Origin of the sequence: Nonomuraea sp. NPDC049649 (assembly GCF_040675175.1) — a bacterium.
Lineage (GTDB): Bacteria > Actinomycetota > Actinomycetes > Streptosporangiales > Streptosporangiaceae > Nonomuraea.
Genome location: NZ_JBFAOH010000001.1, coordinates 178,380 through 200,484, shown reverse-complemented (window position 1 = coordinate 200,484; position 22,105 = coordinate 178,380). Strand labels below are relative to the sequence as shown.

Here is a 22,105-nt window from a genome sequence, read left to right as displayed (position 1 = left end):
TGGGTGGTGGCTCACAGCCGCGCCGGCAGGGCGGGCGCGGGTGAGCTGTCGGTCGTGGTCAGGGTGTGCGGGTGGTGGCTCACAGCCACGCGGGCAGGGCCGGTGCGGGTGAGCCGTCGGTCGTGGTCAGGGCGTGGGGGCGACCTGCCAGGTACGCGGCGATCTCCGGGAGCGGCCCGGCCACGGCGGCGGCGTCGCCCGTACCGGGGAGCTCCCAGCGGTCGCCGGCGGAGGTGAGGGTGACGGCGGGGCCGGGGAGGGCGGCGCGCCGGGCGGCGATGTCGTCGGCGAGCGCGGTCAGGAACCCGGCCGGCAGGTCGGCGAAGGAGACGCCGGCGGCCAGGTCGACGGCGTGCACCAGGACCTCGCGCGAGCGCATCCACGGGATCTCGGTCGCCGGGACCGTGCGGCCCTGGGCGGTGACCACCTGGGCTTGCCACTGCCCGGAGTCCAGGGCGGCGGCCTCCTCGGCGAGCCGGTCGGCCGACGCGCGCAGCCAAGCGGCGAGTTCGGCGGCGGGCTTCGAAGAGCCGGCCTCGATGTCGGCGTTCCGCTGCTCACTTGAGGCGTACATCGGGGTCTCCTCGCCGGTCGCGGCCCAGCGGACCAGGTTGCGCAGCGCGTCGGCGTTGGCCGCCACGTGCGCCACCAGGTGCTTGCGGGTCCAGCCGGGGAGCCCGGAGGGGGCGAGGTACTCCTCCTCGCCCCACCCGGCGACGGTGCCGAGGAACAGCTCGGTGCCGGTCGCGCTCCAGCTCAGCGCGTCCTCGAAGGTACGGCGCATCAGGCCGAGCCCTCCTTGACCACGGTGTTCTCCAAGCGGCCGATGCCCTGGACCTCGGCGACGACCCGCTCGCCGCCGGTCAGGTAGCGCTTGGGGTCGCGGGCGTGGCCGACGCCGCCGGGGGTGCCGGTGGCGATGATGTCGCCCGGGTTGAGCCGTACCACCGTCGAGACGTACTCGACCAGCGCGACCGGGTCGAAGAGCAGGTCGGCGGTGGTGTCCTGCTGCATGACCTCGCCGTCGACGGTGAGTTTGACCTCCAGCTCGGGGCGGACCCCGCCGGGCAGCTCGTCGGGGGTGACGAGGTACGGGCCGACCGGGGTGGAGGAGTCCCACATCTTGCCCTGCAGCCACTCGCGGGTGCGGAACTGCCAGTCGCGGCAGGTGACGTCGTTGAGCACGGTGAACCCGGCGATCGCGGCCTCGGCCTCGGCGCCCTTGGCGCGGCGGACCCGGGCGCCGACGACCAGGGCGAGCTCAACCTCCCAGTCGAACGCGGCGGTTTCCTCGGGCCGGGCGATGTCGTCACGGGCGCCGATGAGGCTGTCGGCGAACTTCGCGAAGAGCGTGGGGTACTCGGGCAGGTCGCGCCCCATCTCCTGGATGTGGTTCTTGTAGTTGAGCCCCACGCAGACCACCTTGGAGGGGCGCGGGACGACCGGCGCGAAGTCCGCGCCCGCCACGGGATAGGTCGTGGCGGAGTCCGCGGCGGCCCGGGCGGCCCAGTCGTCCTGGGCGAGCAGTTCGCCGAGGTCGGCGGCGCCGAGGTCGGCCAGCCGGTCCCCGTCGAGGCGTACGGCCCTGGTCGTGCCGTCGACGCGGAGGGTGGCGAGCTTCATCGGGTGGTCCCTTCGGTGCGGTGGAGCTGGAGCGATTCGAAGATCGGCGCGTCGCTGAACCGGAACAGGTCGAGCGCGCCGGAGTCGGAGTCGGACGAACCGGCCTCGGAGCGGGCGGAGAACGGCTCCCAGGACGGGACGGTGAAGAGGTCGCCGCGGGTCACCGACCAGGTGCGGTCGCCGACGGTGACCGTGCCGGAGCCGTCGAAGACCTGGTAGACGGAGGAGCCGGTCTCTCGGACCGGGGCGGTCTCGGCGCCGCGGGCGACGCGGTGCATCTCCACCCGTATGGTGGGCAGGACGTCGCCGCCGGTGGCGGGGTTGGTGTAGCGGACGGCGGCGTGGCCGGGCTCGACGGTGCCGCCGTGGCCGTCGGCCTCCAGGGCGAGCTGGTCGGCCAGGGCCCGGTCGGTGAACTCCCACTTGTAGGCCAGCAGCGGGGTGCCGGGGGCGAGCCGGCCGGCCGACAGCGGGCGCAGCCCCGGGTGGGCCCAGAGCCGTTCGGAACGGGAGCGCTCGGGCGTGATCCGCTCGGCGTCGCTGATCTCGTCGCGGCCGAACTCGAAGAACTGCGCCTCGGAGGCGTACTGGAACGGGATGTCGAGGCCGTCGATCCAGGCCATCGGCTCGGCGGTGGCGTTGTGGTGCGCGTGCCAGTTCCAGCCGGCCTGGGGCAGGAAGTCGCCGCGGCGCATCGGGACGGCGTCGCCGTTCACGACCGTCCACACGCCCTCGCCCTCGACGACGAAGCGGAAGGCGTGCTGGGTGTGGCGGTGTTCCGGGGCGTCCTCGCCGGGCATCAGGTACTGGATCGCGGCCCAGAGCGTCGGGGTCGCGAAGGGACGGCCGCCCAGGCCCGGGTTGGCCAGCGCGATCGCGCGCCGCTCCCCGCCGCGGCCGACCGGGACGAGGTCGCCGGCCTGCGCGGCGAGCCTGCGCAGGTGCTCCCAGCGCCACAGGTGCGGCAGCGCGCGCGACCGGGGGTGGGCGGGCATCAGGTCGCCGATCTCCGTCCAGAGCGGCACCAGCAGCTCCTGCTCGAAACCGCGGTAGAGGTCTTCGAGCGCGGGCGTGACGTCGGGCTGGTCCGGCGCGTCGACGGCGCGGAGCCGCACCGGGGACTTCGGCGTGGTCACAGGAGTGCTCATACGGTTAGTATGTCCACTGTCACGCTGTGCAGAACTGATAATTCTGCTGTGCAGAACGGGAACGGGTCATGGACAAGCCGCTGAAGAACCCGCCGGCCTACCTGATCAACAGCGTCGATCACGCCCTGCGGATCGCCACCATGCTCCAGCTCGAAGGCGAGCTGACCGTCTCCCAGGTAGCCGAGCGGCTGGGCGTGGCCCGCTCCACCGCCCACCGCCTCCTCGCGATGCTCGTCTACCGCGACTTCGCGGTCCAGGACGACCGGCGCGTCTACCGGGCGGGGCCGGTCCTGGAGCTCGCCGCCCACTCGCCGTCGGCCGCCTCCCGGCTGCGGGCGGCTGCGCTGCCGCACATGCACCGGCTGGTGGGCGTGCTGGACGAGTCCGTCAACCTGGCGGTGCGGACCGGCGACCAGGTCCGGTTCATCGCCAGCGCCGAGTGCTTCCAGAACCTGCGGGTGAGCTCCCGCGAGGGCATGGTGTTCCCCGCCCACCGCACCACCGCGGGCCTGCTCCTGCTCGCCGAGCTGACCGACGAGGAGCTGGAGGCGGTCTACCCGGCCGAGCGGTACGCCGGCCGCCCGGAGGACCGCCCCGACCTGGAACAGCTCCGGGCCGAGCTGGCCCGGGTGCGGCGCAACGGCTTCGTCGTCAACCAGGGCCGCTCGGAGCGCGGCGTGGTCGCGATCGGCGTCCCGCTGCGGGACGCCGACGGGACGGCCCTCGCCGGGCTGTCGGTGTCGATGCCCAGCGGGCGTTACGACCGCCACCGCCTGCCGTCCCTGGTCAGCACCCTCACCCGGGCGGCCGGGGCCGTCGAGTCCGACCTGGCGCGCTAGGCGCGCTTGGTGAAGGGCAGCACCAGGCGGGACGGGTGGGCGGCGTCGCGGTAGATCTTGTGGGTGACCGGGCGGCCCACCGGGAGATGGAAGGCGTCCGGCGGCAGCAGCGCGTTGTGCGCGTCGGCCAGGGGCTCGGCGTTGGACAGCTCGGCCACCAGCCGGTGCCCGGAGTTGAGCGTGGCCGCGAAAGGATAGAGGCGCAGCACGTACTCCTCGATCTCGCCGGGCTCGACCGGCACCGCGCGGGTGTGCGGGTGGTACGGGTCGCCCTCGGTCGTGCGCTCGTCCAGCTCGCGGTGGGAGGCCTTGAGGAAGCCGGTGGTGAGCAACTGGCGGCGGCCGTCCGGGGCGGCGTCCCAGAGCCGCATGATGAGGTTCGTGTCGTCCTGGTCGATCGCGACGAACAGGTGCGCCGCGCCGGTGCCGATCAGCTCCGCAGGCTCCTCGAACGGCGGGGTGCTCCAGCTGACGATCTCCACCTTGTCGGTCACCGTCAGCGGCGCCTGGTAGAAGCCGTCCGGGGCGGCGTGCTCGGCGCCCATCAGCTCGGGCTCGGGGGAGAGCCGGTGACGCGGGCGCAGGTAGAGCGGCCGGTAGTCGATCTCCTTCGGCGGCCACTGCGCCGCCGTGACCACCTCGCGCGAGCCCTCCACGAAGACGCTCACGGCCGGCTCGTCCATGATCCCGTTGTCGACGCCCTTGAGCCAGTACTCGTACCAGCGGAACATCTTGTCGTGCTCCTCGATCCAGGGGCGCGACTGCATCGGCGGGTACGAGCCGATGTCGAGCTTCTTGGGGCCCTTCAGCACGTCGAACAGCTCGATGTGGCCGTCCACGGTCCACCCGCGTCCCTGGTCGATCTGCAGGTAGACGGGGATGTCGATGTTCTCGGCCAGCCGGATGGGGTTGCGCTCCTCGTACCACTCGCCGTCGAGCGGGTTCATCACGATGTCGAACCAGAACTCGCGGTTCTTCGGGTACTTGAGCACGTGCACCAGGTTCGGCCAGGCGGCCACGTCCGGGTCGCGCAGCCGCTCCTCGACGAGCTTCGCCAGCTCCTCGGGGGAGTAGACCTCCTGCATGCGCGACCTGACGTTGGTGTGCGCGATGCCGGAGTCGCCGCCCCGCCCCTCGCGCGCGGCCCGCGGCATGAACCACATGACTCCGCCGTGGTACGTGGTCTCGTAGAAGTCGAAGTGGCCGCCGCTGACGAAGATCGCCTTCAGGTGCGGCGGGCGCTCGGCCGCCGCGTACACCTGCATCGACCCGAAGTACGAGATGCCGATCATGCCGACGTTCCCGTCGCACCACGGCTGCGCGGCGACCCACTCGATCAGGTCGTACAGGTCCTGGCCCTGGGGGACGCCCCCGGCGTTGTAGTTGCCGATCATCACCCCGCCGGAGTCGCCGGTGCCGCGCATGTCGCCGATGACGTGGACGTAGTCCTCCTGGACGACGCGCGCGATGTCCCCGGCCTCGATGCAGCCGTCCCACATCGGGCTGGGCCGGCGCTGCGGCGGCGTGGTGAGGGCGAGCGCCTGCAGCTCCTTGCCGTAGGCGCTCATCGCGACCAGGGCCGGGCGCGGCTTGTCCTCCACACCGTGGTAGGCGTCCACGGCGAGGGTGACCCCGTCGCGCATCGGCACCCGCAGGTCCTTGCGGACGGCGATGGTCTGCTCGCCTGCCCGGATCGTCTGGATATCAGCCATGAGAGCCCCCTGAGTGCGTGCGATAGGCGTGCATCGACGTGAAGAACGGCGACGGCTCCAGCGCCGGGTCGCCGGTGTAGCCGAGCCGCTCGGCTGCGCCGGCGAACGGCGAGTACGGCGAGTCCGTCTCCCGCAGGCCGTCCCGCAGGCCGTCCCGCAGGCAGGCCCGCGCCGCCTCGCCGACCCGGGCCTCGATGTCCAGGCTCTGCTGGAGCGCCTCGCGGGCCTGCCCGGCGTCGAGCTCGACGCCGTACGGGGTGCCGTCCGCCCGCCGGTACGGATGACCGAGGTAGAGGCGGCGCGGCCGGATCTCGTCCCGCAGGCGGAGCAGGCTGGCGCGGTACGCGGCCGGGTCCGTGTAGCCGGGGAAGCCGTTGGCGGCCCCGTGGACCTGGACGGCGTCGCCGGTGAACACCGCGCCCTGCCCGTCGATCTCGTAGGCCACCGACCCGGGCGTGTGACCTGGGGTGGCGTGGACGGAGACCGTGACGCCGCCCCCGAGCGAGAGCGTCTCGCCGCCCTTGACCAGCACGTCCGGCTCCATCTCGCCGGAGATGACCGCCTCGGCGGCGGCCGCCGTCCTCGCCTCGCCGTCCGGGTCGCGCAGGTACCGTCCTCGCCCGTTCAGGTACTCCGCCACGTGCGCCCGCCGCGACCGCAGCATCGGCGCGTCGGCCTCGTGGATGACCACCCGCGCCCGCCGGCCGGTCAGCTCCCACAGGGCGTGCGCGCCGCCGACGTGGTCGATGTGGCCGTGGGTCAGCAGGATCCAGCGCACGTCCTCGACGCGCCGCCCGGCGGCTTCGAGCGCGGGGGCCATGCCCTCGGCGGGCGAGGTGGCGATCCCCGTGTCGACCACGGCCGGTTCGGGGGCGTCGATGAAGAAGCTGTACAGGCCGAACCTGCCCCACGGCGAGACGAGCGGGAGGACGTCCGTCATGAGGCGCCCTTCAGGAAGGCGGCGGTCTCCCCGAAGACCCGGTGGTACTCTGGAATCCAGGAGAAGTGCTGCACGAACCCGTGGCCCGCGCCCGGGTATCGGCTCACGACGGCGTCCACGCCCGCCTCCCGCAGGCGCCGCCCGTACAGCTCGCCCTCGTCGCGCAGCGGGTCGAGCTCGGCGGTCACGATCAGCGCGCGCGGCAGCCCGGAGAGGTCGGCCCGCTTGATCGGCGAGACCAGCGGGTCGGCGGGATCGGCGCCGCTGTCGAGGTAGAAGGCGTTGAACGGCTTCAGCGCCGCCGTCTCCAGCCCGTAGCCGACCGCGTTCTCGCGCAGCGAGGCGTAGCGGCCGGTGTCGAAGTCGAGATCGAGCGACGGGTAGTAGAGGACCTGGTGCGTGATGCGGCCGAAGCCGTCGTCGCAGGCCATCGCGGAGACGGCCGCGGCGAAGGTGCCGCCCGAGCTGTCGCCGGCGACGGCCAGCGTCGTGCCGTCCCAGCCCAGCGTCTCGCCGTTCTCGGCGGCCCAGCGCACCACCGCGTAGCAGTCCTGGAGGCCCGCCGGGAAGGCGTGCTCGGGCGCCCGCCGGTAGCCGACGGAGACGACCTTGAGGCCGGTCTCCTTGGCCAGCGACCGAGCGATGTGGTCGTGCGTCTCCAGGCTGCCGAGGAAGAACGCGCCGCCGTGGAAGTAGATCAGCAGCCCGTACGAGGCGGCCTCGTGCGGTGTGTAGACCCGTACCGGGACCTGCCCGGCGGTGAGGTCCTCGACGGCGTGCAGCGGCAGCCGGTCGGCCACGGGCGGGACCTGGGCCTCCTCGGCGGCGCGCATCGCCGCCGGGTCCAGCGGGCCGGGAGGCGGCGCGGGCAGTTCGGCGAGGACACGGGCGATCTCAGGGTGCAGTGGCATGTCAGGCCTCCTGGTGTGCTAGGACGAGGGCTTCTGGGAGGCGGGCTTCTGGCCGGGGAAGACCTCGCTGATCTCGTCCTCCGTCCAGCCCTGGCGGGAGATCCGCTGCAGCTCGTCGGTCACCGGCTTGCGGGTGGCCTGGTAGCTCGCCAGCGCCTCCTTGACGGAGCCGGACTCCTTGAGCGCGTCGGCGAGCGCGCCGGCGTCCAGGATCGCCGAGTTCGCGCCCTGGCCCTGGTGGTGCAGCATCGAGTGGGCGGCGTCGCCGACGAGGACGACCGAGTCCGAGTGCCAGGTGTCCACCGGGTCGATGTCGTAGACCGCCCGGCAGTTGACGGTCTCCATGTCGAGGCCGCGGGTGATGTCCACGATCCGCTCGTCGAAGCCCTCGACGCACTTCAGCAGGTCGTCCTTGGTGACCCGCGGCGCCCAGGTGCTGTCCGGGCAGAGCGCGGTGATGTCGAAGGAGACCTGGTTGCGGTGGCGCAGCGGCAGGAAGTAGACCTTGGTGCCCCGGCCGATGTACATCCGCAGGTTGTCGTCGACCGCGAGCCCCTGGGCGTCGTCCGCGGAGATCACCGCGCGGTAGGCGTGCTCACCGGCGAACACCGGCTGGTTGCCGCCGAACAGCTGCCCGCGCACCACCGACTTGATGCCGTCGGCGCCGACCACCAGATCGGCGGTGACCGACCGGCCGTTGGCGAAGGTCAGCCGCGCCCGGTCGCCCTCGTCCTCGACCGTCTCCAGCTTGTGGCCGAGGTGCACCATGCCCTCCGGGAGCACGCCCAGCAGCGCCTCGATGAAGTCGCAGCGGTGGATCAGGCGGGTCTTCTCGCCGAAGGTGTCGATCTCCGGCCACGCCTCTTTCATGATCGGCTCGGCGGTGGCGGTGAGGATCTCGAAGTAGTCGCTCGGCGAGCTCACCTTCGCGATCGCGTCGAAGATGCCCCACTGGCGGAACCGGTCCATCGTGGACGGCCGCAGGCCGATCCCGGCGCCCACCTCGCGGATCCGGCTCGCCTGCTCGTACACGTTGACCTGGGCGCCGAGCAGGCTCAGGGCCTTGGCGGCGGCGGCTCCGGCGTACCCCGCGCCGACGACGGCGATGTTCAGGTTCTTCAGGTCGGAGGGCTGCATGGTGCTGGTCCTTGTCAGTTCTGGATCGCCAGGAAGGCGGCGGGGTTGTCGACGAAGATGGTGGTGATCGCGGCCTCGTCCAGCCCGGCGGCGCGCAGGTCGGGGATGAGGTCCTCGAAGATGTAGTTGACGGTGTGGCCCTTCACCCCCGGCCAGCCCAGAGGGCTGCAGTTGGCGTCGGCCGAGGCCAGCACCCGGCCCAGGTGGCCCTGGCCGATGAAGCGGAGGAAGTGGTCCAGCCGTTCCTGACGCGGGCGGGCCCAGAAGGGCGGGTCCTCCAGCTCGGTCTCGTAGCCGAAGGTGTCGAACCCGACCCGGCCGCCCTGCTCGGCGATCCACGTGTCACGGGTGTTGGCGGCGTTCACGCCGTCGTCCACGTGCCCGAACATGACGCGGTCGAGGGGGAGGCTCTCCTCGCGGAAGATCGCGATCGCCGTCTCGGCGTCGATCGCGAGGTGGGTCATGACGGGCACGCCGGTCGCCAGGGCCGCGCGGGCGGCGGCGCGGTAGATGCGCTTGTCCAGCTCCGTCATGCGGCCGCCGCGGCTCACGCCGACCTTGATGATGCCGGCCCGGCCGCCGGTGTCGCCGATGCCTGCCGTGATCTCGTGCGTGAAGTGCGCGGTCAGGTACTCCACGCTCGCCCGGGCGAAGAACGGCAGCGCGGTGTCGCCGCCGACGAAGCCGGTGCTCGCCACGATGTGCACGCCGGTCTTCGCCGACAGCGACCGGAAGTAGTCGACGTCCCGGCCGTTGCAGATGCCGGTCGCGTCCACGAACGTGCCGCCCCCGTACTCGCGGAACCGGCGCAGCTTCGGGACCGTCTCCTCGTACCGCTCCTCGGGGCTCTTCCACCACTTCGTGTCCAGCTCCGAGCCCGGCATGCCGTACCCGATGTGCTCGTGCACGGCCACGACGCCCAGCTCCTCGGCGGGGACCGGCCCCAGGACGGTGTTCACTCTCGACACAACATTCACCTTCGTCTCGGGTGCTCAGCGCACCGACAGCAGGTCGCGCGGGTTGTCCACGAGGATCCGCCGGACGTCCTCGTCGCCGAGCCCCCGCTCCTTCAGCAGAGGGACGAACGAGGTCAGCACGTGGCCGTAGGGCACCTCGACGGCGGGGTGGCCCTTGGCGACGCCGGTCGCGCTGCTGGAGAGCAGGATCCGGCCGTGGTGACCGGCCTCGATCAGCTCGGCGACCAGGTCGGCGCGCTCGGCGTCGGTGATGTGCCCGCCGTCCTCGGTGCCGGCGTGGTCGAGGGCGGCGTAGGCGCCGAGGGCGGCGACGGCGAGCGGCGCCCCGGCCGCGACGGCGTCCCTGCGGTCGAGCCCGCCGACGACCACGCGGTCCGCGGGCAGCCCCTCGTCGAGGACGACCTGGAGCTCTTGTACGGCGTCGCTCCCGTACCGGACGGAGACCGGGACCCCGGTGGCGGCGGCGGCGCGGGCGGCGCCGCGCAGCAGGCTCTCGTCGGTCGCGGTCATGCCGGTACGGGTCGCGGCGGTGGCCACGAGACCGGCGGCGCCCCGGCGTTCGACGCGGGGGACCACCATGCCCTCGGTGACCTCCTCGGCGAACAGGTCCGCGAACTTCTCGGCCGGCCACGGCGTCGGGGGGTTGGTCTGCGGCGTCAGGAAGTAGCCGCCGAGCAGCTCCTCGGGGCCCTGGCCGGTGGAGGCGACGATGTGCACGCCGGTGGTGCGCGACAGCGTCTCGTAGAGCCGCACGTCGCGGCCGTGGAACATGCCGGTGCTGTCGACGATCGTGCCGCCGCCCCGGGCCTTGAAGCCGGCCAGCTTCGCGGCGAGGGTCTCGAAGATCTCGGCGCGGTCGATCGTGATGTCGTACGCGTGCTCGGCCCCCGGGACCACGGACAGCAGCGCCTCGTGAACCGCGACGACGCCCAGCTCGCTTGCGGGGACGGGGCCGAGGACGGTGTTGGCGACGCTCTCGTGGGAACCCTTCACGGTCACTCCTTCCGGTGACTGGGGTCACCCTGCTTGACGTGCATCGTGCCAGTTGGCTTTACGCGTCGTCAAGTGACTTCATTGCAGGTAAGAATAGCTTTTGGTTCGTAAAGCGCTCACGCGGCGGAGCCTTCGAGGGACTCCTCGGTGGCGGTGTGCTGAGCTCCGAAGAGCCCGAAGAGCGTCAGGGCCGCGGCGACGGCGGCGCAGACGCCCGCCACCAGGAAGGCCTGGCCGTAGGCGGCGCCCAGCGACTCGAACGCGAGCAGCTTCAGGCTCTCCGGCATCGGCACCGGCGCCATGTCCGGACCGGCGCCCGGCACCACCGGCATCGAGTTGATCGCCATCGCGCCGCCCTGGTGGGCGATCCCCCCGGCGATCTCGCTGTACGGCGCCTCCAGCCCGGACTCGCCGATCGCCTTCCCGGCCCCCGCGAGCAGGTCGCCGTTGGCGCGGCTGACCGCGAACGCGGCGATGAGCACCGGGCCCAGGGCGAAGCCGAAGTCGCGCAGCAGGTTGGTGGTGGCGCTCGCCATGCCCGCCATCCGCAGTGGCACGGTGTTGATCGCGACGGCCGTGATCGAGCCGACGGTGAGCGCGAAACCGACGCCGAGGGCCAGCATCGGCGCGATGAACCGCGTCCAGTCCATGTCGTGGACGTCGAAGGTGGAGCACCAGACGCCGCTGACGGCGATCAGCGAGAAACCGACGGTGAGGACCCAGCGCGGCGAGACGTTCCGGATCAGGTGCGAGACGAGCTTCACCAGCACGAACGCCGGCGCCTGGATGAACAGGAACAGCACCCCGATCTTCAGCGCGCTCTGGTGCTGGATCGCGCCGAGCCAGATGCTCATCGAGAAGCAGGTCGCGAGGAACGCGAACATGCCGATCACCGTGGCGATCGCCACGACCGAGTACGAGCGGTTGGCGAAGACGTCGAGCTGGAGCAGCGGCACGTCGGTGCGCAGTTCGATGACGACGAACGCGGCCAGGAGCACCAGGCCGAGCAGGAAAGCGCCGATGATCTCCGGGCGGGCGAAACCGGCCTCCGAGCCCTGGGTGGCGGCGAACAGGATGGCGATCAGGCCGACGGCGAGGGTGACCTGGCCGGGGATGTCCAGCTTGCGCCCCTCCGGCGCCGAGGAGTCCGTGGCGAACTGGGTGACGGCGATCGAGACGACCGAGGCCGCGACCACCACCAGGTACGACAGCCGCCAGTCGCCCTGCGAGGCCAGCCACCCGCCCATCAGCGGGGAGATCGCCGCGCCGATCGAGAGCGAGCCGGCCCAGACAGCGATGGCCTTGGAGCGGGCCTCCTGCGACGGGCTCACCGCGGCGAGCATGGCCAGCGAGATCGGATAGAGGATCGCCGCGCCCAGGCCCGAGACGAACTGCCCTGCCCAGAGCAGCTGGACCGTTCCAGCGAGGTAACTGGTGATCGACCCGGCCACCGTCAGCAGGGCGCCCGCCTGGAGCAGTCGCTTGCGGCCGAACAGGTCGCCGATCACGCCGGTGGTCAGCTCGAAGACGACCATCGGGATGGCGAACGCGGCGGTGACCCAGGTCAGCTGGGCGCCGGAGGTCTGGAACTCCTGCTGGAACGTGCCGTTGAGCGCACCGGGCAGCGAGTAGGCCACCTGCGCGAGGAGGACGGCGAAGCAGCCGGCGACCACCGTGGCGGTGTAGCCCTGCTTGCGCGCAGAGGTCTGCGTCATTGCGGATTCTTCCTTGTCGAACGGGCCGCGTGTGAGGGCGGTCACCTAGATGGTGTGCAAGATGTCATATGACTTAACACGGCGTCAACTGTTCGACCTGCATGTATCCAGAACAGTCAGAGTGGTCGCGGTGCCCTAAGCTGGCTCCATGGCGACGCTTCGTGCGGCACAGAAGGAGATGACGCGAAAGCTCCTGCTCGATGCCGGCCTGGACCTGTTCGTAGCCAAGGGCTACACGACGACGACGATCGACGACATCGCGTCGGCGGCCGGCACGACGCGGGTGACCTTCTACGCGTACTTCCCGTCCAAGGTCGACCTCATGAAGGCCCTCATCTCCGAGCGGCTCAACGCCGCGCTCGGCCGGCTCCCCTCCGCCGAGCGCGGCTCGACGGGCCGCGACCTGGTCGCCGTCGTCGAGGACGGCTCGTACGAGCGGATCCGCGCGTGGCTGGCCGACATCTCCCAGCAGTGGGACACCATCCGCCCCTACACCACCACCGCCTTCGAGGCCGCCGCCGTCGACCCCGACATCCGCGCCCTCCTCGACGAATGGCTCAACGAGGCCATCAACGACATCGAGGAGGGCCTCGACCGCGCCGACCGCTTCCCCCCGAGCACCCGCCACATGCGCGGCGTCCTCGCCATGACCGAGCTCGACCACGTCGCCCGCAACTGGAAACCCGGCACCTGGGGCGTCGACCGCGACGACATGCTGGACGTCCTCGCCGAAACCTGGCACGGCTCCATCGGCCGCCGCTGACCCCCGCGAGGGTCACACGGCGGCGATCACCGGGTACGGGTGCGGCCCGCCCACACGTTACGTGCCTGGAACTGTGCGGTCACCGGCCCCGGCTGCTCCTCCCAGCCGCGCTTGCCCTCCTCGACGCCGGAGGCCCAGGAGCCCATCTGCAGGTTGACGATGAGCCACATCGGGATGCCCGCCCAGCCGATCCCCCGATGGGTCGCCTGCCACACCTTGCCGCCCGGCCTGCCGAAGTAGTAGTCGAGCAGCACGTCGTCGCCGTCCTTGACCATCCAGACGCGGTACGTGTGCCACTCGCCGGGGTTCTCCACCTCGACCGTGGTCCGCTCGTACGTCGCGGAACCGGTGCCGGGATCCCGGTACCAGGTGTTGAACAGGTTGACCGAGTCGCCCACGTACTCCAGGATGTCGGTCTCCGGCGGCCAAACCGGCCACACGCCGGTGGTCCAGAACGCCGGCCAGACGCCGAACCCGGTGTCGGTCCGGAACTCGCCCTCGATGTCGTACTCGGGGAACCGGTCGTCCACGACGATCTGCTGCCTGGCGTGGATGGCGCCCGATCGGTACCAGAGCGGCGCGTGCGGCTCGTGCGTGCTCCGCCCGTCCGGCGCCGACAGCCGGTCTGCCGTCAACGTCAGCACACCCTGGTCGATGGAGACCTGACTGGGGTGCATCCGCGCGGCGCCGTTATGGGCGTCGGGCTCGCCCTCCCACGGGTAGTTGTAGTTCCAGTACCGGGCGAAGTCCGCGGAGCTGTCGAAGCAGGACTTCTCGATGATGTTCTCCCAGGTGGCGGCATGCGCCGCGCCCGGTACGGACGAGAGCCCCAGCGACAGCCCGCCCACGGCCGCCGCCGACCCCAGCAGCCTGCGCCGACTGATCCCCGGCGTGCCGCCGTTCGAGTTGATGATCATGGCGACGCAGTATTGCAGGATTTGTCAGGAAATTCCGGAGTAGCTGGACATCCTTAGCTGGGCATGATCAAGTGTGGCGCTGTTCACCGGCTTCTCCGCAGGAAAGGTACGACGTGATCAAGAGAAGTAGTGCGGCGCTCTTAGCCCTCATCGCCCTGGTCATCGGCACCGGCAGCCCGGGCGCGGCAGCCAGTGCCGCCGACCCCACCCATCCCGGGCCCGTCTACCGGACGGTCGCCGACAAGAGCGGCAAGCTCTCCCTGCAGACGTTCGGGCGGCCGGACGGCAAGGACATGGTGTTCCGGATCTCCGGCTCGGTGTACGCGAACGTCGAGGGCAACAGCCTGGGCGCGGCGCTGCCGCACGGGCAGAAGCTCTTCAACGTCGAGGGTTACAACATCCGGCGGCTCTACCGGGTGCCCGGCACGAACCAGCTCTACCAGCTCTCCCGGGAGATCGTCTTCTACACGGACCCGATGGACCCCAAGCGGGTCGTACGTGAGTGGCAGAACCCCGTGGACGGCAAGACGTACCCGGTGGTCCCGATCAACAACGACACGGTGAACTTCGGGCCGTTCCCGATCACGCCGTCCTTCGCGGGCCCGCCGCTGCAGCGGCTGCACGAAGAGACCGTGTGGACCAGCGACATTCCCGTGCGGACCGACTTCGGCAGCACGCTCGGGGAGCGGTTCGGGCTGGTCGGCGGGGTGTACGCGGCGCAGGAGATGTTCGACTTCTCGGTGGACGAGCGCGAGGTGGTGGCCCGCACGAGGCCGGGCGTGCCGTCCGGGGCGATGAAGACGAAGATCAGCTGGTCGCGGACCAGCCCGTGGGCGCCGTTCATGTGCCTGGCGGAGACCGACGTGCGCGGCCAGCTCACCTACCACGCCCGCAGCTGGTCGCTGAACTCCTACGCCGACGTCGAGCCCTGGCTGCGGGCCGAGGTCGAGAGGAACCATCCGCTGTACAAGGCGGCCCCCAGCGCTCCCGGGCCGAGCGAGAACTCCTGGACGTCCTTCTACAACAAGCAGCTCGGCGAGGGCGCCACCACCTGGGAAAGCTGGTGCGCCGCCAACGGCCGCTGAACGATCACGGCACGGGATGCGGTGTGGAGCCGGACCGGACGGCCAGCAGGTGGTCCATGAGCGCCAGTAGCACATCGCGTCCCGCCGCCCGGTCGCGGGCGTCGCAGAGCACCAGCGGCACCTGCGGGCCGAGGGCGAGCGCGGCGCGGATCTCCTCCGGGGCGCGGTCCCGTACCCCGTGGAAGCAGTTGACCCCGACGACGAAGGGGATGCCGCGGCTCTCGAAGAAGTCGATCGAGGCGAAGCTCACCTCCAGCCGCCGGGTGTCGACCAGGACGACCGCGCCCATCGCCCCGTTGACGAGGTCGTTCCACATGAACCAGAAGCGTTCCTGCCCGGGCGTGCCGAACAGGTACAGCACCAGCCCGCGGTTGATGGTGATGCGGCCGAAGTCGAGCGCCACGGTGGTGGTGGTCTTGCCGCTCACGCCTTCCAGGTCGTCCACGCCGACGCTGGCGTGGGTCAGGTACTCCTCGGTGCGCAGCGGGGCGACCTCGCTCACCGCGCCGACCAAGGTCGTCTTGCCGACGCCCAGGCCGCCGGCGATCAGGATCTTCACCGCCAGTGGAGCGTCGTGCTCAGAGTCCGCGTAACCCATCCCGCACCGCCTCGAGGATTGCCGTCTCGGGTAAGCCGCCCGCCTGGGCGAAGGCCAGTGGTGGCCGGGCCCGCACCTGGCCCGACTCGATCAGATCGCCGATGAGGATCTTGGTGACGGACACCGGCAGGTCGAGCGCGGCGGCGATCTCCGCCACCGCCTGCGGACGCCTGCACAGCCGGACGACGGCGCGGTGCTCCGGCTGCATGCGCCGCCCGCGCGCGTCCTCGGGGAAGGTCTCGCGGACCGTCGCCACCAGGGTGATCAGCGCCAGGTCGTCCCGCTCGGGTGCGGTCCGCCCGCCGGTGATCGTGTAGGGGCGGACGAGGGACTCCTCGGCGTCATCGTCGTCGAAGCCCTCCGTCCAGTGCCTCATCCGTGTCTCTCCCCGGTGCCCAGCTTCTGGCCGACCTGCTGGATCAGGGTGTCCATGGCGAGGCTCATCAGCTCGGCGTCGACCTCCTGGGACGCGACCACGGCCAGGTGGGTCCCGCGGCCCGCCGCCGTGATGAACAGCCACAGGTCGGCCATCTCGATGAGCACCTGGTGTACGGGCCCGCCGCTGAAGAGCTGCCCGACTCCGCGGGCCAGGCTCTGCTGGCCGGTGGCGATGGCGGCCAGGCGTTCGGCGTCGGCGCGTTCGATGTCCCGGGACCGGCTGATCACCAGGCCGTCGTCGGACAGCACGATGGCGTGCCGGGTGCCCGCGACCCGGTTGACGAGCCCGTCCAGGAGCCAGTCCAGGTCGGCGTTGGTGGCGGTGGTGCGCTGCGTCATCATCGATCTTCCGTCGTAGGGGAACTGGGCTCGGCGTCGTCCCCGGCCCTGCGTCTGCGGGACTGCCGCTGGAAGGCGCCGATCGTGGCACCGGACCGGGCGGGCCGGTCACGTACGGCGAACTCGGTCCGTTCGTCGCCCGCGGGGAGCCTGAGCTCCGGGGCGAGGCTCGCCTGGCGCACCCGCCGCGGCAGCGGGCGCTGTCCGGACGAGGGGGAGGCGTCCGCCGTCGCGGGGGTACGCGCCGGCAGCTCGCCTTCCTGACGAGGCCGCGCAGCGGGTTCCTGACGGGGCCGCGCATCGGGGGTCGCTGCCGGGCGGGGCCGGTCCACCACCAGCGACTCCGGGACCAGCACGATGACCCGGGTGCCGCCGAAGGCCGACGCCCGCAGCTCCACCTTCAAGCCCAGACCGGCGGAGAGCCGGGCGACCACGTACAGGCCGAGCCGCACGTCGTCGGCGTGGGTCATCACGTCGAGCCGCGGCGGCGACCGCAGCAGTTCGTTGGCGGCGGCGTACTCCTCGGGCTCCATGCCCAGGCCGCGGTCCTCGACCTCCACGGCGACGCCCCGGCTGACCGCCGCCGCCCGCACCTCGACCGGGGTCTCCGGCTTGGAGAAGGCGGTGGCGTTCTCCATCAGCTCGGCCAGCACGTGGGCCAGCGGCCCCACCGCCCGCTCCGCGATCCAGAACTCGCCGTCGACGTCGATCGAGATCCGGCGGTAGTCCTGGACCTCGCCCTGCGCGGCCCGGAGCACGTCGAGCAGCTGCACGGGCCTGCGCCAGCGCCGCTGCGGCTGCCCGCCGCCGAGGATCACCAGGTTCTCCTCGTAGCGGCGCAGCCGGGCGGTGAGGTGGTCGAGGTCGAACAGGCCTTCCAGCACCTCCGGGTCCTCGTGCCTGCGCTCCAGCTCGTCCAGCTTCTTCAGCTGCAGGCCGATGAGGATCTGGGTGCGGCGGGCGATCCGCTGGAGCATGCGCTGGAAGCCGCGGTGCTGCTCGGCCTGGCGCACGGCGGTGCGGACGGCGCTCCGGCTCGCCTGGTTGAGCGCCTGCCCGAGCTCGCCGAGCTCGTCGGGGGTGGGTTTGAGCAGCCGCACCTCCGCGTCCACGTCGACGTCCTCGCCGCGTTCCAGGCGGGCGACCACGTCGGAGAGCCGTTCCTGGAGCCCCTGGGCTTCGTGGCGCAGGTGCGCGATGCGGCGCCGGAGGATGGCGGTGAGCCGCCAGCTCGTGAAGATCACCAGCCCCAGCGCGAGCAGGCCCACGCTGGAGATGCTGACGAAGACGGTGAAGACCATCCTGGCGTGGTCGTACCCGATCTTGGTCACGTTCTGGAAGCGCAGGTCGAGCAGCTGCCGCAGCTCTCCCGTGACCGCCTCCACCGAGGAGCGCCACTCCACGCCGTCGTCGCCGAGCGCGCCGGCGCTGAGCTGTCCTTCGAGGGCGCTCATGGCCTCCCAGCCCTCGCCCTCCGTGATCTTCTTGTACGGGGTCTCGTCGCCCTTGAGCGCGGGCACCACCCGGGAGTGCACGAGGTGGTCCCGGGCGCCGATCGCGTCGGTGACGAGCCCGTGCTCGTTCCTGGTCAGGCGCCCGGTCTCCCAGCCGCGGGCCAGGATGGCGTCCTCGCGGCCGATCAGGTAGACGACCCAGAACAGGTCGACCAGGGTCTGCGCCTCCCGGTTCACCTGGCCCTCGTCGGTCCTGGCCAGCACGGTCAGCACCGCGAGCGACGACTCCAGGAGCTCGCTGTAGTAGTCGAACGTGCGCTGCGGGCCGGCCCGGCCGGAGTCGACCGCCCGGCGCTGCTCGTCGAGCCGGCCGAGACCGGTGCCGACCCCGGCGAGGGCCTCGCCGAACCCCTCCTGCGCGTCCGGCACGTCCAGGCCCGTCAGCGGGCGGAAGGCGGCCACGGCCTGGTCGGTCACCGCGCGCTGCTCGGTGAGCTGGCCGCGGGCGGCGCTCTGCGGATCGCCCAGCACCTCGGCCGTGAGCCGCCGCTCCTGGTTGAGCGCGAAGAACAGCTCGGCCGTGGGACCGCCGGCGACCGTGGTGGCCAGGTCCATCTGGGCGATCTCCGTACGCCACTGCCCGTAGAGCTGGTGCATGCCGGAAGCCAGCAGCGGGGCGAACGTCAGGCTCGGCACGAACACCACGATGAGCAGCACGGTGCGTAACTTCAGCCGCCGGGCACCGGTCAGCCGCTCTGATAACTCCGCCTCGTCCGGGGCCCGGGTCTCTCGCCGCCCGGCCCTGCCTGTCTCGACCACCTGCGGACCCTCTCCTCGCCGATCCCTGACGAAGATCGCCGTCTCGGCGATTGACGCACGATCGTAGCCATCCGGAAGTTGTGCCGAAAGTCCCGGCTTCGCCGTGTCAGGCGCACGTGGCGGAGTTCTCTGACGGTTAGTGCATGCAAGTGGTCAATCGTACGATTCAGGCCGGGTGAGCCCGCCCGGGAGCGGTCGATCAGCGACGGGTCGCCCACGAACTTGCGGCCGATGCCCGGCTCGTCGTCGCCGAGGATGAAGCGGCGGGCGGCGAGCAGGCTCAGCGCCCAGCCGGGCGGCCGGTCGCCGGTGTCGTTCTCCCGCAGCCGGGCCAGCTCGCCGGCGTAGCGGATCTCGGCAGGGGGCCGCTGGACGTGCTCGCTCATCGGGTGATCTCCCGCAGGTCGCGCAGGATCTCCGAGACGGTGATCGGGTCGAGACCGTCGAGCGCGACTCCCGTCAGGGTCTGCTCCTCGGCGAAGTCGGGGTCGCCGACGATCAGGCCCGGGTCGAGCCCGACCGTGACGGTCCCGCCGGGGACGTCCTTCTCGATCCAGCCCTGCCAGCCGGCGTCCTGCGGGTCGCCCCGGCGCCAGCCGCGCCGTTCCAGGCCGAGCACCGCGCGCGAGGGGACCTTGGCGGTGAAGATCTCGTCGAGCAGCGCCGGGTCCGGAGTGAACGTCTCCCGGCCGAGCTGCGGGAACGGCTGCAGGATCTCGTAGTCGGCGAACACCTCGGCCCAGGCGGCCAGCTCGCCGCCCAGCTCCAGCGGGTGCGCCACCCCGACGACGGCCTCGCCGGGCAGCGTCAGCGGGTCGTCGGAGGCGTCGGCGAAGCTGCGGTCCTCGGCCACCCGCAGCGTGTACGTGAGCCGTCCCGAGGAGTCGTAGGCCCCCCACACCAGCCGCCGGGCGATGTGCCAGAGCAGCGGGTGGCCGACGAACAGCCGCCGGAAGTCCTCGCCGCTCCACCGGCGGCGGGTCGCCATCGCCTGCTCCAGCCGGTTGATGCTGTCGGCGGCCACCGCCCGCACGTCCTTCTTCAGGCCGGCGAACCGCCGGTGGGCGGCCGGCGCCAGCTCCGGGTCGTCCTTCACTCCCGGCTTGGGCAGGTTCTTGAGCCGCTTGCCCGCCGCGTCGACCACGTACGGCTTGAGCTGCTCGTCGAAGCCGACCACGAAGCTCCTGCGGCCGTAGTCGAGGGTCAGGCTGCCGTCGGCGGACAGCCCGAAGTCCGGCACCAGCCGGTCGGCCAGCTCCTGCGGCGTCAGGCCGAGCCGGGCCGCGACCTCGTCGATCTTCTGCCTGGCCCGGTTCCTCAGCCCGCTGAACTTGACCTTCTCGGCGATGCCGTGCAGGTGCATCAGCGCGACCTCGGAGCCGATGCCGGCCAGCAGCTCCACCCCCGCGACCGCCCGGGCGTGCGCGGCCTCGCCGGGCCAGGCCCTGATCAGCGGCGTCAGCCGGCGGACGGTCTCGTCGTCGCCGACCAGTGCCTGCGCGTCCATCACCCAGCTCTGCTTGGCCGGGTAGCCGGCCGCCTGCCAGCGCTGGAACAGCGCCCAGCCGAACTCGGCGAGGTCGCCGGCGTCGCAGACCTCCTTGACGACGGCGAGCCCGGCGTACGGGGCATCGGGCCTGGAGATCGCCAGCATCGTCAGCACGTGGCGGACCGCCTCGTGCGGCAGCGCACCCGCGCCGCCGGTCAGCCGCACGGGCGGCAGGGTCGCGGGATCCGCCCACCCGGGCAGCGTTGGCATCCTGGCGGGCAGCGCGCCGAGCGGGCCGTCGGAGACCAGCTCGCTGATCGCGGCCTCGGCGGCGGGGCCGTATCCCGCGGCCGCCGCCAGCACGGTGTCGTGCTCACCGGCCGCCGCCAGCGTCGTCAGCGCCTGCTCCGCCTGCCGCCGGGCCTTGCCGGGCTTGCCCAGAGCCGCCGGTATCAGCGCCCTGGCGGCCGCGGCGGGGTGGCGCCTGAGCCAGTCCAGCGCCGTGGCGCGCACCGACTTCAGCCGGGACAGCCAGTCGGCCATCAGCACGGCGACCTCCGGAGCGCTGAACGGGAGCAGCACGGGAGCGCACGTGGCGGGGCTGTGCCGGGCCATCTCCAGCGCCGGGGGCAGCGCCGCCGTCCCGAACCTGGCGGTCACCTTCGGCATCCACTCGTCGGCCCCCCAGAGGTCGGCCGGGCACCAATGCGCGGCCGACCAACGCTCGGCCGGGCGCCATCTCCCGATCAAGGGCGCGGCCAGCTCCTCGGGGCCCGCGATGAACAGGGCGACCTCGGCGTTCCACGCGGCCTGCCGCCGGCCGGTGACGCTGTCGGCGATGTTCTCCCAGCTCCAGCGCAGGTCCTCAGCCCAGGAGTCGCGCTCCCGCTGGTCGGGGAGGAGGCGCTCCCGCTCGCCCGGCCGCCACTCCGCGGCCGGCTCGTCACGGCACACCAGGCCACTCACCACGACCGGCTCGCGGGCCTGACGAGAACGGGCCCAGGGCGGGCTGACCAGCACCTCGGGCAGGGCCTCGGGCGGAGCGGCGACGACGGCCGCCGCGGCCGAGGTGATCCTGCGGATCCGTCCGGCGGCGGCGTCGTCCACGCTCGCCAGCACCTCGTCGACCAGCTCGGGGTGGGCCAGCACGTGCGCGCGGAGCAGCGGCTCCACGGTCTTGCCGGTCGAGGCGGCCAGCAGCCGCATCGCCCGGCGCGGGAAGCGGGCCGCCGCGCGCAGGAAAGCCGGCTGGGCGTACCTGCCCTCGATCCGGTCGAGGATCGCCCGCATCGCCTCGTCAGTGGGCAGCTCGGCGAGCACCCCCAGCAGCCGCCGCTGCCCGTCCGCGTCGTACGCCTCGTCGGCCCATCCGGCCAGCATCGGCACCGCGGCCACCCCGATGCCGTCGACGAGCGTGGCGGGCAGGGCGAGGGAGCGCGTCACGACGTAGTGGGCCGAGGCGTGGCCGGAGAGCAGCGCCGCCTGCTCCGCCGTGCCGATCGCGGCGATCAGGTCGGTGGAGAGATGCGGGTTGACGCGGCTCACCTCGGCGCAGTCGGCCGCGACCCACCCGGTCTCGGTCGGCGCGAGGAACGACGTCATCACCCGCTGGCGCAGCCCGCTCTCGCGGCTCTTCGCCAGCGCCGCCACCACCTCGGCGTACTCGGCGTCCGGTGCGGTGGCCAGGACGGCGCGGACCCGCGCGGCCAGCTCCACCCTGCCGCCGTCGTACCAGTAGCCGGGGGTCGCGTCGTCGGCCAGCCGCTGGATCGGCGGCTGGGGGTATCCGTCGCCGGTCCCCAGCGAGGCCGCCTCGGTCACGGCCGCCGCCGCGAACAGCAGTCCGTGCCCGGCCAGCCAGGCTTCGGCGAACAGGGGCAGCAACCCCGCGCGGTGGGACCACGGCACGGACGAGGCCGCCGCCGTGGCGACGGCCGCGGCGCCCAGCGGCGTGGCGGTCCCGGCCAGGTACGCCTGGCCGGCGGAGGCGAGCTCCGGGTCCGGGCACTCCGCCAGCGAGTCACGGATCGGGGCTCGGTGCGCGTCCAGCCGAGCGGCGAGCTCCCGGGGCGCGCTCTCGTCCGGGGGCTTCACCGCGACCGGCGTCCCGCCCCGCCTCGGGTACAGGGCGTGCAGCCAGGCGGCCGGCATCGTCAGCCGGTCCTCCTCGGCCGGCGTCGGGCCTGCGCTCATCACATACCTCCACGC

The 22,105-nt window shown here is 72.2% G+C and carries 20 protein-coding genes; 3 read left to right on the top strand and 17 right to left on the bottom strand.

The window, feature by feature from the left end; genetic code table 11:
• Positions 1-79 precede the first annotated feature (79 nt).
• Genes AB0J42_RS00925 through AB0J42_RS00915 form a run of 3 tightly spaced genes read right to left on the bottom strand, consistent with a single transcriptional unit; the run spans position 80 to position 2,771 of the window.
• Positions 80-784, bottom strand: a complete 705-nt coding sequence (locus tag AB0J42_RS00925) for a maleylpyruvate isomerase family mycothiol-dependent enzyme (protein WP_364286863.1) — start codon at positions 782-784, stop codon at positions 80-82.
• Positions 784-1,623: a fumarylacetoacetate hydrolase family protein gene (locus AB0J42_RS00920; protein ID WP_364286860.1), complete on the bottom strand. Its 840-nt coding sequence runs from the start codon at positions 1,621-1,623 to the stop codon at positions 784-786. The genes AB0J42_RS00925 and AB0J42_RS00920 overlap by 1 nt, the downstream gene beginning before the upstream one ends.
• Complete coding sequence (locus AB0J42_RS00915) at positions 1,620-2,771, bottom strand: cupin domain-containing protein (protein ID WP_364286858.1); 1,152 nt, start codon at positions 2,769-2,771, stop codon at positions 1,620-1,622. Before AB0J42_RS00915 ends, AB0J42_RS00920 begins: the two co-directional genes overlap by 4 nt.
• A 68-nt stretch (positions 2,772-2,839) precedes the next feature.
• Between AB0J42_RS00915 and AB0J42_RS00910 the strand changes: the two genes are divergently transcribed.
• Positions 2,840-3,610 carry an IclR family transcriptional regulator gene (locus tag AB0J42_RS00910; RefSeq protein ID WP_364286855.1) on the top strand — a complete coding sequence of 257 codons (771 nt, stop codon included), beginning with the start codon at positions 2,840-2,842 and terminating at the stop codon, positions 3,608-3,610.
• On the opposite strand, the gene AB0J42_RS00905 is transcribed toward AB0J42_RS00910, so the two are convergent.
• From AB0J42_RS00905 to AB0J42_RS00875, 7 genes are all read right to left on the bottom strand, one after another.
• Positions 3,607-5,322, bottom strand: a complete 1,716-nt coding sequence (locus AB0J42_RS00905) for a CocE/NonD family hydrolase (protein ID WP_364286852.1) — start codon at positions 5,320-5,322, stop codon at positions 3,607-3,609. The two genes, AB0J42_RS00910 and AB0J42_RS00905, sit on opposite strands and share 4 nt — an antisense overlap.
• The gene (locus AB0J42_RS00900; RefSeq protein ID WP_364286849.1) at positions 5,315-6,262 is read right to left on the bottom strand and encodes an MBL fold metallo-hydrolase; all 948 of its coding nucleotides are present in this window, start codon (positions 6,260-6,262) and stop codon (positions 5,315-5,317) included. The genes AB0J42_RS00905 and AB0J42_RS00900 overlap by 8 nt, the downstream gene beginning before the upstream one ends.
• Positions 6,259-7,173 (bottom strand): alpha/beta hydrolase, encoded by a 915-nt coding sequence (locus AB0J42_RS00895; RefSeq protein ID WP_364286846.1) that lies wholly within the window; start codon positions 7,171-7,173, stop codon positions 6,259-6,261. The genes AB0J42_RS00900 and AB0J42_RS00895 overlap by 4 nt, the downstream gene beginning before the upstream one ends.
• 18 nt (positions 7,174-7,191) lie before the next feature.
• Positions 7,192-8,310 carry an FAD-dependent monooxygenase gene (locus AB0J42_RS00890; RefSeq protein WP_364286843.1) on the bottom strand — a complete coding sequence of 373 codons (1,119 nt, stop codon included), beginning with the start codon at positions 8,308-8,310 and terminating at the stop codon, positions 7,192-7,194.
• A gap of 14 nt (positions 8,311-8,324) precedes the next feature.
• Positions 8,325-9,278, bottom strand: coding sequence for a phosphotriesterase (locus AB0J42_RS00885; protein WP_364286840.1), 954 nt, complete (start codon positions 9,276-9,278; stop codon positions 8,325-8,327).
• A 24-nt stretch (positions 9,279-9,302) separates the two neighbouring features.
• On the bottom strand, positions 9,303-10,280 hold the full coding sequence (locus tag AB0J42_RS00880) for a phosphotriesterase (protein WP_364286837.1): 978 nt from the start codon (positions 10,278-10,280) through the stop codon (positions 9,303-9,305).
• A 116-nt stretch (positions 10,281-10,396) separates the two neighbouring features.
• Positions 10,397-11,995: an MFS transporter gene (locus AB0J42_RS00875; protein ID WP_364286834.1), complete on the bottom strand. Its 1,599-nt coding sequence runs from the start codon at positions 11,993-11,995 to the stop codon at positions 10,397-10,399.
• Positions 11,996-12,173: 178 nt separating this feature from the next.
• On the opposite strand from AB0J42_RS00875, the gene AB0J42_RS00870 reads away from it, so the two are divergent.
• A complete protein-coding gene (locus tag AB0J42_RS00870; RefSeq protein WP_364286831.1) occupies positions 12,174-12,758 on the top strand; it encodes a TetR/AcrR family transcriptional regulator in 585 nt (194 codons plus the stop codon).
• Between the two features lie 26 nt (positions 12,759-12,784).
• On the opposite strand, the gene AB0J42_RS00865 is transcribed toward AB0J42_RS00870, so the two are convergent.
• Positions 12,785-13,675: a family 16 glycosylhydrolase gene (locus AB0J42_RS00865; RefSeq protein ID WP_364286828.1), complete on the bottom strand. Its 891-nt coding sequence runs from the start codon at positions 13,673-13,675 to the stop codon at positions 12,785-12,787.
• A gap of 113 nt (positions 13,676-13,788) precedes the next feature.
• Between AB0J42_RS00865 and AB0J42_RS00860 the strand changes: the two genes are divergently transcribed.
• Positions 13,789-14,760, top strand: coding sequence for a DUF1838 family protein (locus AB0J42_RS00860; protein WP_364286825.1), 972 nt, complete (start codon positions 13,789-13,791; stop codon positions 14,758-14,760).
• A 4-nt stretch (positions 14,761-14,764) separates the two neighbouring features.
• On the opposite strand, the gene AB0J42_RS00855 is transcribed toward AB0J42_RS00860, so the two are convergent.
• The 6 genes from AB0J42_RS00855 to AB0J42_RS00830 are packed head-to-tail and all read right to left on the bottom strand — an operon-like array spanning position 14,765 to position 22,090.
• Positions 14,765-15,358 carry an ATP/GTP-binding protein gene (locus tag AB0J42_RS00855; protein ID WP_364286822.1) on the bottom strand — a complete coding sequence of 198 codons (594 nt, stop codon included), beginning with the start codon at positions 15,356-15,358 and terminating at the stop codon, positions 14,765-14,767.
• Positions 15,339-15,734, bottom strand: a complete 396-nt coding sequence (locus tag AB0J42_RS00850; RefSeq protein ID WP_364286819.1) for a DUF742 domain-containing protein — start codon at positions 15,732-15,734, stop codon at positions 15,339-15,341. Before AB0J42_RS00850 ends, AB0J42_RS00855 begins: the two co-directional genes overlap by 20 nt.
• Positions 15,731-16,135: a roadblock/LC7 domain-containing protein gene (locus tag AB0J42_RS00845; protein ID WP_364288162.1), complete on the bottom strand. Its 405-nt coding sequence runs from the start codon at positions 16,133-16,135 to the stop codon at positions 15,731-15,733. The genes AB0J42_RS00850 and AB0J42_RS00845 overlap by 4 nt, the downstream gene beginning before the upstream one ends.
• Positions 16,135-18,408 (bottom strand): nitrate- and nitrite sensing domain-containing protein, encoded by a 2,274-nt coding sequence (locus tag AB0J42_RS00840; RefSeq protein WP_364286816.1) that lies wholly within the window; start codon positions 18,406-18,408, stop codon positions 16,135-16,137. The genes AB0J42_RS00845 and AB0J42_RS00840 overlap by 1 nt, the downstream gene beginning before the upstream one ends.
• Positions 18,336-18,794 (bottom strand): hypothetical protein, encoded by a 459-nt coding sequence (locus tag AB0J42_RS00835; protein WP_364286813.1) that lies wholly within the window; start codon positions 18,792-18,794, stop codon positions 18,336-18,338. Before AB0J42_RS00835 ends, AB0J42_RS00840 begins: the two co-directional genes overlap by 73 nt.
• A complete protein-coding gene (locus AB0J42_RS00830) occupies positions 18,791-22,090 on the bottom strand; it encodes a DUF4132 domain-containing protein (RefSeq protein ID WP_364286810.1) in 3,300 nt (1,099 codons plus the stop codon). The genes AB0J42_RS00835 and AB0J42_RS00830 overlap by 4 nt, the downstream gene beginning before the upstream one ends.
• Positions 22,091-22,105 lie beyond the last annotated feature (15 nt).